The following is an 11,992-nucleotide window of genomic DNA, read 5'->3' on the forward strand; positions in this document are numbered from 1 at the left end:
GTACGAGCAGGAGACTCAGTACGAGCAGGAGTTCAGGAGCGGCTGGAGCGCGGCCTTCTCGGCCGCGTCCACGCTCAGGCCCCACCGCGACTTCGTGTGGATCCACATCTTCGAGTACGCGCAGCGCTTGCTCGCGAGCGGCGGGACCCACTCGGCAGGGTCCTTGTCGCTCTTCGAGCTGTTCACCTCGGCCGTGACCGCGATGAGCTGCGGGCCGGTGAGGTCGTTCGCGAAGTCCTGCCGCCGGGCCGTCGTCCATGTGCTCGCGCCCGAGTACCAGGCCTCGGCCAGCGCCACGACGTGGTCGATCGAGATGTCGGCCGGTGCGGTCCGGGTCTGGCCGTCGTACTCGCTGTACCAGCTGCCCGACGTCGGGTAGCAGTCGCTGCCCACAACCACGCCGTCGCCGTCCCGCTTCAGCACCGTCTCGCGGGTGGTGCACCCGTTCACCGTGATCCAGTGCGGGAAGAGATCCCGGTCGTACGGTGCGGACGCGCTCTCGGCGCGCACCGTCAGCGCATCGAGCTCCGACTGCGCCACCGCCTTGGACGGGAGGCCGGGCGGGTAGGCGCTCGCGGCCTGGGGCTGCACCGTCACGAGGAGCGCGACGAGCGCCAGGGTCGTGACCCATGCGATCAGATGACGGACGCGAGACCCGCGGCGGGGGTCCGGGTGGACGACGAGCTGCGACATGGGACAGACCTTCCTCGAGACCGACCTGGGCCCGTTCATGGTCGAGGCGTCCGATGACAGCCAAATGACCACCATGTGTAGGTTAGCGAAATTTCACCCGGTCTGGTGGGTTACGGGGCAGTCAGGTCCGGCGTACGGCACGAGGTCCGCTCCTGCCGAGGCGGCCCGGCGCGGCGTCTGGGGAGAAGCCGCGCGGGGGAGGCTCGGTGGGAGCGGACCTCGGAGGGGCCGCGAGCTGCTCAGACGGCGCCGGCGGTGAGCAGGCCGAAGTAGTAGCCGATGCCGACCAGGATCAGGGCGCCGACGGTCTCGACGATGGCGAGCGCGAGGCCCCAGCGGGCGAGCCACAGGTCGAAGCCCTCCTTGCCGGCACGGGCGACCGCGATGGCGTTCAGGATGACGCCGATGATCGGCAGGGCCGCGAGGAAGAAGGTGACCAGGCTGAAGACGGTGGTCTGCGGGTCCTCTTCCTCCTCGACGGCGGGCGCGGCGACGGCGCCTGCGGCGGCCGGGGCGGCGACCTCGGTCGCGGTGGCCACGGGAGCCTCGGCGGCGAGGGCTGCGGGAGCGGTCTCGGCGACGGCGGCCTCGGCGGCGGGCGCCTCGGTGGCCGGCTCGCCGGCGGGGGCCGTGGTCTCTGCCTTCGCCTCGGACGTCGCCGCCGGCTCGGCAGGCTCGGTCTCCACGACCTCCGTGGCAGCCGCGGCCGCGCTTTCTTCCGTCGTGGCCTCGGGGGTCGTGGTGTCGGGCGTGGTCATGGTGGAAGTGCTCCCCTGGTTGCAGGTTTTCGGAAATGTCAGGCCATATTGTGGAGTATCCCAATGGTCTTGGATAGACCGATATCAGGCCTCAGGAGCGACAGAGGCCGTCGCCCGCGGGGGAGCGACAGCCTCTGTGCTGTGGACGGTGCTGCCGGGCGCGCACGCGGGCGCCGGAGGCGTGCGACCTCAGGTCACATGGACGCGCCGGCCGGGAGCGACAGGGCCGCGACGACGCCGAGCGTGACGAAGACCAGGTAGAGCACGGTGAAGATGATCGAGAGGGCCAGACCCCACTTCGCGAGCTTGCTGTCGATACCCGTCTTGCCGGCCTTCGACACGGCGATCGCCGAGAGGATGATCCCGATCGGGGGCGCGACGAACGCGAGCACGAAGCCGACGATCGCGAGGACGTTCGACTGCGGGTCCTCGACGGTGCCCTGGACTGCGGGTGCGTTGGGAGTCTCGGTCATGGGGGACTTCCTTTCACGGCCACACTTCCGGCCGCTCGGTTGCGGGCGCGACTGCGCCCGTACGGACCCGGGTCAGTGTGAAGCATCCGGAGATGTACCAGGAAGACTTCATTGCGTTGTACGCCCGAATCGTTACTCTTGTCGATCGTGGGGTCGTCACCGGCTGCCGCGTAGAGCGTCTTCCCTCCGAGAGGGTGGTTCACCTGCGCGCCGATAATTACTCCACCTGAGTTCACCAGATCGTGATACTGCTGTGTAAGGATCCGAACGGCATGCACTGTGCACGATGAGGCAGCGCACCGACCGAGGGGGAGACGCGTGAACCCAGCGAAGACGCTCGTTCCGCACATTCCCCGTGCGGCACTGCGCAAGTACCTCCGCACCGCGTGGACCGGCGCAGTCGCGACCGTGATCGCCGCGGGCGTGCTGGTCACGGCAGCGGCGAGCGTCCCCGGTTCGCAGGGTTCCCGCGACGGCGGCGACCTGCCGATCCGGCTCTACGGGCTGCTCCAGAGCGTGACCGTCGGCGAGACCGAGACCGCCCCGGAGGGCGTGACGCTGAGCCAGATCGTCGCGGTCCTCGAGCGCGCCGAGCAGGAGGCGCGCGAGCAGGGCCCGGACTTCAGCCCGACGGTCGCCCAGGCCGCGGCCGAGCTCGGCATGCTCTACACGACCTACCAGATGCAGCAGCTCGCCTTCGGCGAGAACAACGAGGGCCTCCGCGTCGAGGACGCCCCGGTCGCCCGGGGGTCGCAGGACGCAGACGTCCCGCCGTCGGGTACCGGGCAGGGCGGCGCGGACGACGACGCCGACAAGAGCGGCGACACCGACCAGGACGACACCCGGACGCCGTCCGACGAGGACACCCCGCCCGCCGTGCAGGTATCGAACGACCGCACCTCCGTGATCGAGCCGGACGCCGCCGACCCGCAGTCCGGTTATGTCACCTACGACCAGGTGGTCATCGCCGCCGTCCGGCTGGCGAACATGCTGGACCCGTCGGTGCCCAACGCGCTGGTGGAGGTCGAGGGGCTCGGCGAGCGCGCCGGGGTCTCGCTCCGGGAGAGCCTGCTCGACGTCGTGACCATGTTCGGCGGTTCCACCCTGGGCTACGCCAACGGGCGTATCCCCGCCGACGTGCTGTGCCCGCTGGAGTTCGCGCCCGGCCACATGCTGCGCTGCGACGCCGCCGAGCGGTTCACGGCGCTGAACGTGGAGTTCGAGAAGGAGTTCGGCTACCCGATCCCGATCACGGACTCCTACCGGTCCTACGAGCTCCAGGTCGCGGTGGCGCACACCAAGCCGCACCTCGCGGCGATCCCGGGCACGTCGAACCACGGCTGGGGTCTCGCCGTCGACCTGGGAAACCCGATCGCCGGCGGCGGCTCCCCCGAGTACGTCTGGCTGCGCCTGCACGGCCCCGACTACGGCTGGGACAACCCGTCCTGGGCGCAGCTCGGAGGCGCCAAGCCGGAGCCGTGGCACTTCGAGTTCTTCGCGGCGGGCTCCATCCCGAACCGCGCCATCGACGCGTCCGACGTCGGTACCTGGACGCCCACCGACTCCACGAGCCCGCGCTACAAGCCCTCGCTCGACCCGAAGCCGAGCGACGGCAAGGACAAGCCGTCCACCAAGCCGTCGGACGACCCGAGCGACAACCCGCCGTCGCAGAAGCCGCCGAAGCCGACCCCGAAGCCCACGCCGGACGAGCCGACGCCCAAGCCGACGACCCCGACGACGAAGCCCACGCCGAGCCCGGACCCGACGGAGCCGAGCGAGGAGCCGTCGGAGCAGCCGAGCGAGGAGCCGTCGGAGGAGCCGAGCGAGGAGCCGACCCCGGACCCCTCGCCGAGCCCGTCGCCGTCCACCCCGACGGGGGAGGACCCGGACCCGTCCGAGGAGTGCCCGGAGACCGAGCCCGGGACGGCCGAGTCGGCCGCTCCGAGCTCCGACACGACGGCCACGGACGGCACCGCCGCCGACGACGGCACGGACGGCGGCGCCACCGGCGAGGAGGACCCGTGCGCGACGCCGGACGAGGACCCGGACGACGGCACGGGCACCACGACGTCGTCCAGCCTGCTCGGGACCCTCTCGAAGGCGACCGTGGTCCGGTCGAGCCGCCGGCCCCGCCGGCCGGAGCTGAGCTGACGGATGGCGGCTGAGCCGACGGAGCGGGGGGCGACACCGGGCGCGGAGGCGGCCGGCGACCCGCGGCGCTTCCTGCGCTCGGGTCGACTGGAGACCATGCCGCGGCGCTGGCGGGACAAGATCGCGGTGACGCGGTACCTGGCGGTCCAGGCGCTGCCCACGCTCCTGGAGCCGGTGACCGAGCGTGAGCTGACGGACCGCCTGCGGGAGCTGTCGTACGACCCCGCGGGGGTACGGCGTGCGATGGTTGACCACGGCCTCGTGCAGCGCACGCGGGACGGGGCCGAGTACTGGCGCACCGAGCGCACCGAGTACGACGCCTGAGCAGGCATCTCGCAGCAGAGTCTTGACCATATTGCGAGACAACGAAGACTCGCGTTTTCAGGATAGGAAATTTCATGAGCGAAGAACGCGCTGTCACCGCGCTCGAGGCGGCGGGTATCCCGTTCGAGATCACCCGGCACGGACAGGTGGCGAGCCTCGCCGAGGCCGCGGCCGCGCGCGGGGTGGAGCCCGCGAAGCTGATCAAGACGATCGTCGTGCGTCGTGCCGACGACGACTTCCTCTTCGTGCTCGTCCCGGGCGACCGGCAGATCTCCTGGCCAAAGCTCCGCGCGCTCCTCGGCGTCTCGCGGCTGTCGATGCCGAACAAGGACGTGGCTTTCGAGGTCACGGGCTATGAGCGGGGAACCATCACCCCGTTCGGGTCGTTGCACAGGTGGCCCGTCGTCGCGGACTCACGGCTCGGAGAGCCGGGGCCTGTGTCGATCGGCGGAGGTGCCCACGGTGTGGGTGCCACGGTCGATGCCGTCGATCTCACGTCGGCGCTCGACGCCACGGTTGCGGACGTGACCGACCCCGCCTGAGCCACGTTCGGCGGGCGCCGAACCGGACCGCAGCACGCGGAAGCACGGTAATTCTCCTCCGTGCAACGTGACCGTAACGCCTGGGGGGTGGACGGAAGCCTGGTGTCGGGTGAACACTCGCCCTAGGCAATTCTTGCCCTGCCGGGGCAAGGAGCGGTCAGACAGCACCAAGAAGTGTCCAAGTTGACGTCCGCGTCAGTAGTACCGAAGCAAGTGTCAACGAAGTCGAGGCCCGACCAATGCAGGACGGAGCGAATGACCCCATGGACCCTCTCCCGTCAGACTCAGCGCAGGACGTGGTTCCCGGACGCCTGGGATCCGGTATCGCCTGCCGGAACACCTACGAGGGCACGGTGCTGACCCTCTGGGGTGACATCGACGCGCTGCTGCGCGAGAACGCGAGCGAGGCCATGGCCATGCTCGCCGCACGACCCGATCCCGATCCCGTCATCGTCGACGCCCGGGACGTCACGTTCATCGACTCCTCCGGGGTCGCCTTCATCCTCCAGGTGTTCGTGCTCGGCGAGGAGACGGGTTCGCCCGTCCAGCTCCGCGAGCCGTCGTCGGTGGTGATGGAGGTCCTGGACATGGTCGGTATCAGCCAGCGGATCCCGGTGGTACGCAACGCCGGCGCAAGCGCCTGAGTCCTGCACCGAACCCTGAACCGAACGCCATGTGAACGACCGCGTCCGATCGGACGCGGGGGTGGCACCCTGGTCCGGTGAAGAACTGGGCAGCGAACCTCACGTACTCCTCCGCGCGCACCGAGCGCCCCCGGACCCTCGCGGAGCTTGCCGGCATCGTCGCCGGCGAGCCCCGCGTCCGGGCCCTCGGATCCCGCCACTCGTTCTCGGACGTCGCCGACACCACGGGCGTGCACGTCCAGCTCGACCAGCTCGACGACGGCCGCCCGGCCCTCGAGGTCGACCCCGCCACGGGCGTGGCGTCCGTCCGCGCCGGCCTGCGCTACGGCGACGTCGTCGCCGACCTGCACGCGAGCGGCCGTGCCCTCACCGCCATGGCCTCCCTCCCGCACATCTCGGTCGCCGGCGCGGTCGCCACGGGCACCCACGGCTCCGGTGACGGGACGCGCTCGCTCTCCGGCGACGTCGTCGGGCTGGAGCTCGTGACCGCCTCCGGGGAGGCACTGACCCTGCGCCGCGGCGACGCGGACTTCCCCGGGTCCGTGGTGGCCCTCGGCGCCCTCGGCGTCGTGACCCGGGTGGAGCTCGCGACCGTGCCCACCTTCGACGTGCGCCAGGACGTCTTCACCGGGCTGCCCTGGGACGCGCTCACCGAGAACCTCGACGCGGTGCTGGGCGGCGCGTACTCCGTCAGCGTCTTCACGAGCTGGTTCGAGCCCGACGTCCGCCTGGTCTGGTGCAAGTCCCGGGTGGACGACGCCGGCGCCGCCGGGCCCGCCCCGGCGGCAGACCTGCTGACCGGCCTGGGCGCCGCGCCCGTCGCCGGCGCGATGCACCCCCTGCCCGGCGTCGCCGCCGTCGCCTGCACCGAGCAGGGCGGGGTGCCTGGGCCGTGGTTCGAGCGGCTGCCGCACTTCCGCCTGGACTTCACGCCGTCGCTGGGCGAGGAGCTCCAGTCCGAGTACCTGCTGCCGCGCGCGGCGGGGCCCGACGCCGTCCGCGCCGTGCGGGCGCTCGGGGACCGGCTGGGCCCGCTGCTGCTCACGTCCGAGATCCGTACCGTCGCGGGCGACGACCTGTGGCTGAGCACTGCGCCCGGGGACAGCCTGGCGCTCCACTTCACGTGGCGGCAGGACTGGCCCGCCGTGCGTGCCGCGCTGCCCGAGCTGGAGGCGGTCCTGCTGCCGCTCGGCGCCCGGCCGCACTGGGGCAAGCTGTTCACCGTGCTGGTGGCGGACCTGCCGGCCCTGTACCCGCGGTTCGACGACTTCGCCGCGCTGGCCGCGCGCCTCGACCCGGCCGGGAAGTTCCGCGGCGGCTACGTGGAGGAGCTGCTCGGCCGGTGAGCCCGGCCGGTGCGCTCCGTCGGTGAGCGCGCCGGCAACCCGGGCCGGGTGAAATGTTGCCCAGGGCGTCTGCTTTCGCGCTCGCGGCGTTTGTCTCGCAGGATCGGGGTATGAGCGACGCGCAGAGCACGGCAGCGGCGCCCGAGAAGCGGGAGGAGTTCAGCGGGCAGCTGGGGTTCATCCTGTCCGCCGTCGGGTCCGCCGTCGGGCTGGGGAACATCTGGCGGTTCCCGGGGGTGGCCTACGAGAACGGCGGGGGCGCGTTCATCGTGCCCTACCTCGTCGCGCTGCTCACGGCGGGCATCCCGATCCTCTTCCTGGACTACGCGATCGGGCACCGGTTCCGCGGCGGGGCACCGCTGGCCTTCCGGCGGGTGAAGCACTGGCTGGAGGGGCTCGGCTGGTTCCAGGTGGCAATCTGCTTCGTCATCGCCGTCTACTACGCGGTGATCATCGCGTGGGCGCTCAGCTTCTTCGTGTACTCCTTCGACCTGCGCTGGGGTGACGACACGGTGGCCTTCTTCACCGGTGACTACCTCCGGCTGGCCGACGTGGGGGGCGCGGACCCGTGGTTCACGCTCGACTTCGTGCCCGCGGTGCTGATCCCGCTGGCGCTCGTCTGGGCGGCGACCATCGTGGTCCTGGCCGCGGGGGTGGCCAAGGGGCTGGAGAAGATCAACCTCGTCTTCATGCCCCTGCTGATCCTGGCGTTCGGGACGCTCGTGGTGCGCGCGCTGTTCCTGCCCGGTGCGACCGACGGGCTCAACGCGCTGTTCACGCCCGACTGGGCGGTGATGGCCGACCCGAACGTGTGGATCGCGGCCTACAGCCAGACCTTCTTCACGCTGTCGGTCGGGTTCGGCATCATGATCACCTACGCGTCCTACCGCAGGCGCCGCGCCAACCTGACGTCGCCCGGCCTGGTCGTCGCGTTCTCCAACTCGGCCTTCGAGATCTTCGCCGGTATCGGCGTGTTCGCCGGGCTCGGCTTCCTCGCGCACCAGGAGGGGGTGGGGCTGGCGGAGCTCGAGGGGATCAGCGGGCCGACCCTCGCGTTCATGACGTTCCCCGCCCTGGTCTCCCAGATGCCGGCGGGCCCGCTCTTCGGGGCGCTGTTCTTCGGTTCGCTGGTCATGGCGGGCTTCATGTCGCTGCTCTCCATCGTCCAGGTCGTCCTGGCGTCGTTCCAGGAGAAGTTCGGCTGGTCCCGCCGGCAGGCCTCGGTGCGCATCGGCCTGGTGTCGGGGGTGCTGTCGGTGGTGGCCTTCTCGACCACCACCGGCCTGATCGCGCTCGACACGGTCGACCAGTGGGCGAACAACATCGGCATCGTGCTCTCCGCCATCGCGATGTGCGTGCTGCTGGGCTGGGTGCTGCGCCGCACGGAGGAGATGCGGTTCCACCTGAACGCGGTCTCCACCATCGCGGTGGGCCGCTGGTGGTCCTTCTGCGTCGTGGTCCTCGGCCCCGTGGTGCTCGCGGCGATGCTGGTCAACCGGATCGTCAGCCTGGTCCAGGACGGCTACGAGGGTTATGCCGGGTGGTACCTGCTGGCCGTGGGCTGGGGCACGGTGGTGGTGCTGTTCGTGGCGGCCTTCGTGCTCACCCGGATGCGGTGGCGGGTCGAGCCGGACGTGTACGACGTCTGGCCGAGCTACGGAGGTCGGTCATGAGCGGCGCAGCCATCATCCTGATGGTCATCTCGATCGTCGTGCTCTGGGGCGGGCTCGCGGCCAGCATCGTCGCGATCGTGCGGCGGCCCGACCGGACGGACTGGCCGGAGGGCTGGGAGGACGACGGCGGCCCCGGGGGTCGCCCGGACAAGCCCGTCGAGCACGACACCTGACGGGCCGATTCCCGCACGGGCGGACGGTCAGGATCGCGAACGGCGTCGGATCGGCGTCTTTGCAGGTCAGGCGCTGTGAGCTGGGCGAAATGTAGCAGAAACATGCCCTTCATCACAGTGTGACAATGGTCTCTAACTTGCGGGTTTACGCCAGGGACCAGTCACGGTTGGGTGAGACTCGAGTCGAGGCGCCACGTGCGCCGTCGGGTTCTCTGCTCCCCTGATGACAGAGATCTGTCGGGTCGCCGGGGGCCTCGCGAGACGATCAAAAAACCCGACCAGGAGACCCCTGATGCGCAGGCTTCCCGCCCTGACCGCCGCGGCCGCACTTGCCGCCGCCACCCTCGTGCTGACTGCATGCACCGACGCCTCGCAGCAGCCCGCCGGCTCCGACGGAGCCTCCGACGAGGCCAGCGCCGCGGCGTCGTTCGACCCGTCGTCCGTCGAGGTCGACGAGGAGATCGCCGCGTTGCTCCCGAAGGAGATCGCGGACAAGGGCACCCTGACCGTGGGCTCCGACACCGCGTACGCGCCCGCGGAGTTCATCGACGTCGACGGCAAGACGCCGGTCGGCTTCGACGTCGACACGATCAGCGCCGTGGCCGCCGTGCTCGGCCTGGAGGCCGAGGTCCAGTCGGCCGCGTTCGACGGGATCATCCCCGCCATCGGCTCCAAGTACGACGTGGGCATCTCGGCGTTCACCATCACGGACGAGCGCACCGCCGAGGCGAACATGATCAGCTACGCCACGGCCGGCTCGCAGTACGGCGTGGCCGCGGGCAACCCCGAGGAGTTCGACCCCGAGGCCCTGTGCGGCACCACCATCGGCGTGCAGACCTCGACCATCCAGGACGACGAGCTCACCGCGGCCACCGAGCAGTGCGAGAAGGACGGCGAGGAGCCGATCGACGTCGTGCGCTACGAGTCGCAGGCCGACGTCACGACCAACCTCGTGGGCGGCAAGCTCCAGGCCATGTACGCCGACTCGCCGATCACCGCGTACGCCGTGGAGCAGACCTCCGGCGAGATCGAGACCATCGGCGACGTCCTGGACGCGGCGCCCTACGGCATCGTCGTCTCGCAGGACGACGAGGACCTGACCGAGGCCGTGCAGGCCGCGGTGCAGAAGCTCATCGACGACGGCACCCTGGGCGAGGTCTTCACCGCCTGGGGCAGCGCGGACGCCGTGGTGGACGAGGCGGAGCTCAACCCCGCCGAGTGACCCGTCCGCCGGTGCACGGCACCTGTGGTCCGCGCCCGGCGCGGACCGCGGGTACCGTGCACTCAACTTTTCGAGGGAAGGAAGGGTGACGTGACGACGCAGACACCCGCGTCGGGCAGCGACCCTGTGCCCAACCGCATCCACGCGCGGCCCGTGCCGCGCCCCGGCCGCCTCGTCGCAGCGGTGGTCGTGCTGATCCTGGCCGCGATGGCGGCCAACGCGCTGATCACGAACGAGAACTTCCGCTGGGACGTGGTCTGGCTCTACCTGCGTGACATCGTCGTGATCCGGGGCGTGATGTGGACCCTGGTGCTCACGTTCGCCTCCATGGCGATCGCCGTGGTCCTGGCCGTCGTGCTCGCGATGATGCGCCGCTCGGACAACCCGGTGATGCGCTGGGTGAGCTGGGTCTACATCTGGTTCTTCCGCGGCACGCCGATCTACACGCAGCTCATCTTCTGGGGACTCATCGCGGTGCTGTACCCGCGGCTGTCGCTGGGCATCCCCTTCGGGCCGGAGTTCTTCTCGTTCCGCACCGACGACGTGATCACCGCCTTCTGGGCGGCTCTTCTCGGCCTGGCGCTCAACGAGGCGGCCTACCTCGCCGAGATCGTGCGCGCCGGGCTGACCTCCGTGGACCCGGGGCAGACCGAGGCGGCGAAGGCCCTCGGCATGAAGGACGGCAAGATCATGCGGCGCGTCGTGCTGCCGCAGGCCATGCGCGTGATCGTGCCGCCGACGGGCAACGAGACCATCTCGATGCTCAAGACCACCTCGCTGGTGGTCGCCGTGCCGTTCACGCTCGAGCTGACCTACGCCACCAGCGCGATCGGCAACCGCAACTTCCTGCCCATCCCGCTGCTGGTCATCGCGGCGCTCTGGTACCTGCTCATCACCTCGATCCTGATGGTGGGCCAGCACTACCTGGAGCAGTACTACGGGCGCGGGTTCGGGACGACCACCCGCCGGCGGGGCCGGGGCAAGGGTCCGGCCGGCGGCAGGCAGGCGGCGATCGCCGCCGCCGGGACCGTGCAGGAAGACGTGAACAAGGACGTGACACCATGAGCGCCATCTCCGACGCAGCGGCCGCCCCGGCCGGCTCCAGGGACATGGTGTCCGTCCGCGCCGTGCACAAGGTCTTCGGCCACGGGCACGACGCCGTGCACGTGCTCAAGGGCGTGGACCTCGACGTCGCGCGCGGCGAGGTCACCGTGATCCTCGGGCCGTCCGGTTCCGGCAAGTCCACCCTCCTGCGCTGCATCAACGAGCTGGAGGAGATCACCGGCGGCTCCGTCGTCGTGGGCGGCGACCTCATGGGCTACCGCGAGGACGCCAAGGGTGTGCTGCACCGGCTGCACCCCAAGGTGGTCGCGAAGCAGCGCTCGCGCATCGGCATGGTCTTCCAGCGGTTCCACCTGTTCCCGCACATGACGGCGCTCGAGAACATCATGGAGGCGCCGGTGCAGGTGCGGGGACTCTCGAAGAAGGCGGCCCGGCAGCGCGCGCAGGAGCTCATCGAGCGGGTGGGGCTGTCCGACCGGGTCGACCACTACCCGGCACAGCTCTCCGGCGGCCAGCAGCAGCGCGTGGCGATCGCCCGCGCGCTCGCCATGGACCCCGAGCTCATGCTGTTCGACGAGCCGACGTCGGCCCTCGACCCCGAGCTCGTGGGCGAGGTGCTGTCGGTGATGCAGGACCTGGCGCGGTCCGGCATGACGATGATCGTGGTGACGCACGAGATCGGGTTCGCCCGGGAGGTCGCCGACCACGTCGTGTTCATGGACGACGGCGTCATCGTCGAGTCGGGGCCGCCGAGCAAGGTCCTGGACGACCCGCAGGAGCAGCGCACCCGGGACTTCCTGGCGCACGTGCTCTGACCCGTGTCAGATGTACAGGTCACCTGGGTGACCTGTACATCTGACACGTTTCCGTTCGGAAAGGACGGAACCCCGACGGGCCCCGGCTGCGTCTAAGGTGCATGACGCACACGATG

13 protein-coding genes are annotated in these 11,992 nt (G+C 70.5%); 10 read left to right on the forward strand and 3 right to left on the reverse strand.

Features of this window, described 5'->3' with window-relative positions; translation table 11 throughout:
• Nucleotides 1–15: 15 nt before the first annotated feature.
• The 3 genes from AB0I29_RS16770 to AB0I29_RS16780 all read right to left on the reverse strand — a co-directional run bounded on the left by AB0I29_RS16770 (nucleotide 16) and on the right by AB0I29_RS16780 (nucleotide 1,924).
• The gene (locus tag AB0I29_RS16770) at nucleotides 16–693 is read right to left on the reverse strand and encodes an HNH endonuclease family protein (RefSeq protein ID WP_357483367.1); all 678 of its coding nucleotides are present in this window, start codon (nucleotides 691–693) and stop codon (nucleotides 16–18) included.
• 239 nt (nucleotides 694–932) lie between these two features.
• The gene (locus tag AB0I29_RS16775; protein ID WP_285100502.1) at nucleotides 933–1,451 is read right to left on the reverse strand and encodes a hypothetical protein; all 519 of its coding nucleotides are present in this window, start codon (nucleotides 1,449–1,451) and stop codon (nucleotides 933–935) included.
• Between the two features lie 194 nt (nucleotides 1,452–1,645).
• On the reverse strand, nucleotides 1,646–1,924 hold the full coding sequence (locus AB0I29_RS16780; RefSeq protein ID WP_285100501.1) for a hypothetical protein: 279 nt from the start codon (nucleotides 1,922–1,924) through the stop codon (nucleotides 1,646–1,648).
• 318 nt (nucleotides 1,925–2,242) lie between these two features.
• Here AB0I29_RS16780 and AB0I29_RS16785 point away from each other — a divergent pair, with 318 nt between their 5' ends.
• The 10 genes from AB0I29_RS16785 to AB0I29_RS16830 all read left to right on the forward strand — a co-directional run bounded on the left by AB0I29_RS16785 (nucleotide 2,243) and on the right by AB0I29_RS16830 (nucleotide 11,876).
• The gene (locus AB0I29_RS16785; RefSeq protein WP_357483371.1) at nucleotides 2,243–4,075 is read left to right on the forward strand and encodes a M15 family metallopeptidase; all 1,833 of its coding nucleotides are present in this window, start codon (nucleotides 2,243–2,245) and stop codon (nucleotides 4,073–4,075) included.
• A gap of 3 nt (nucleotides 4,076–4,078) precedes the next feature.
• Complete coding sequence (locus tag AB0I29_RS16790) at nucleotides 4,079–4,399, forward strand: DUF2087 domain-containing protein (protein ID WP_285100499.1); 321 nt, start codon at nucleotides 4,079–4,081, stop codon at nucleotides 4,397–4,399.
• Between the two features lie 74 nt (nucleotides 4,400–4,473).
• Entirely contained in the window at nucleotides 4,474–4,941 is a 468-nt protein-coding gene (locus AB0I29_RS16795) for a YbaK/EbsC family protein (RefSeq protein WP_357483374.1), read from the forward strand.
• Nucleotides 4,942–5,237: 296 nt separating this feature from the next.
• Nucleotides 5,238–5,585, forward strand: coding sequence for an STAS domain-containing protein (locus tag AB0I29_RS16800; RefSeq protein WP_285100497.1), 348 nt, complete (start codon nucleotides 5,238–5,240; stop codon nucleotides 5,583–5,585).
• A 77-nt stretch (nucleotides 5,586–5,662) separates the two neighbouring features.
• The gene (locus AB0I29_RS16805) at nucleotides 5,663–6,931 is read left to right on the forward strand and encodes an FAD-binding protein (RefSeq protein WP_357483377.1); all 1,269 of its coding nucleotides are present in this window, start codon (nucleotides 5,663–5,665) and stop codon (nucleotides 6,929–6,931) included.
• Nucleotides 6,932–7,041: 110 nt separating this feature from the next.
• Nucleotides 7,042–8,604 (forward strand): sodium-dependent transporter, encoded by a 1,563-nt coding sequence (locus AB0I29_RS16810; protein ID WP_285100495.1) that lies wholly within the window; start codon nucleotides 7,042–7,044, stop codon nucleotides 8,602–8,604.
• Complete coding sequence (locus tag AB0I29_RS16815; RefSeq protein WP_285100494.1) at nucleotides 8,601–8,777, forward strand: methionine/alanine import family NSS transporter small subunit; 177 nt, start codon at nucleotides 8,601–8,603, stop codon at nucleotides 8,775–8,777. The genes AB0I29_RS16810 and AB0I29_RS16815 overlap by 4 nt, the downstream gene beginning before the upstream one ends.
• A 292-nt stretch (nucleotides 8,778–9,069) precedes the next feature.
• On the forward strand, nucleotides 9,070–9,999 hold the full coding sequence (locus AB0I29_RS16820; protein WP_357483382.1) for an ABC transporter substrate-binding protein: 930 nt from the start codon (nucleotides 9,070–9,072) through the stop codon (nucleotides 9,997–9,999).
• A gap of 90 nt (nucleotides 10,000–10,089) precedes the next feature.
• Nucleotides 10,090–11,064 carry an amino acid ABC transporter permease gene (locus AB0I29_RS16825; RefSeq protein WP_285100492.1) on the forward strand — a complete coding sequence of 325 codons (975 nt, stop codon included), beginning with the start codon at nucleotides 10,090–10,092 and terminating at the stop codon, nucleotides 11,062–11,064.
• Nucleotides 11,065–11,108: 44 nt separating this feature from the next.
• Nucleotides 11,109–11,876 carry an amino acid ABC transporter ATP-binding protein gene (locus AB0I29_RS16830; RefSeq protein WP_285100648.1) on the forward strand — a complete coding sequence of 256 codons (768 nt, stop codon included), beginning with the start codon at nucleotides 11,109–11,111 and terminating at the stop codon, nucleotides 11,874–11,876.
• Nucleotides 11,877–11,992: the final 116 nt, after the last annotated feature.

Source organism: Promicromonospora sp. NPDC050262 (genome assembly GCF_040655935.1).
Taxonomy (GTDB): domain Bacteria; phylum Actinomycetota; class Actinomycetes; order Actinomycetales; family Cellulomonadaceae; genus Promicromonospora.

What these genes read in the sequence shown, in the direction of transcription:
- AB0I29_RS16795 (WP_357483374.1), top strand. Translation starts at nt 4,474, where the DNA reads ATGAGCGAAGAACGCGCTGTCACCGCGCTCGAGGCGGCGGGTATCCCG.
- AB0I29_RS16770 (WP_357483367.1), bottom strand. Translation starts at nt 693, where the DNA reads ATGTCGCAGCTCGTCGTCCACCCGGACCCCCGCCGCGGGTCTCGCGTC.
- AB0I29_RS16830 (WP_285100648.1), top strand. Translation starts at nt 11,109, where the DNA reads ATGGTGTCCGTCCGCGCCGTGCACAAGGTCTTCGGCCACGGGCACGAC.
- AB0I29_RS16790 (WP_285100499.1), top strand. Translation starts at nt 4,079, where the DNA reads ATGGCGGCTGAGCCGACGGAGCGGGGGGCGACACCGGGCGCGGAGGCG.
- AB0I29_RS16810 (WP_285100495.1), top strand. Translation starts at nt 7,042, where the DNA reads ATGAGCGACGCGCAGAGCACGGCAGCGGCGCCCGAGAAGCGGGAGGAG.
- AB0I29_RS16775 (WP_285100502.1), bottom strand. Translation starts at nt 1,451, where the DNA reads ATGACCACGCCCGACACCACGACCCCCGAGGCCACGACGGAAGAAAGC.
- AB0I29_RS16820 (WP_357483382.1), top strand. Translation starts at nt 9,070, where the DNA reads ATGCGCAGGCTTCCCGCCCTGACCGCCGCGGCCGCACTTGCCGCCGCC.
- AB0I29_RS16780 (WP_285100501.1), bottom strand. Translation starts at nt 1,924, where the DNA reads ATGACCGAGACTCCCAACGCACCCGCAGTCCAGGGCACCGTCGAGGAC.
- AB0I29_RS16815 (WP_285100494.1), top strand. Translation starts at nt 8,601, where the DNA reads ATGAGCGGCGCAGCCATCATCCTGATGGTCATCTCGATCGTCGTGCTC.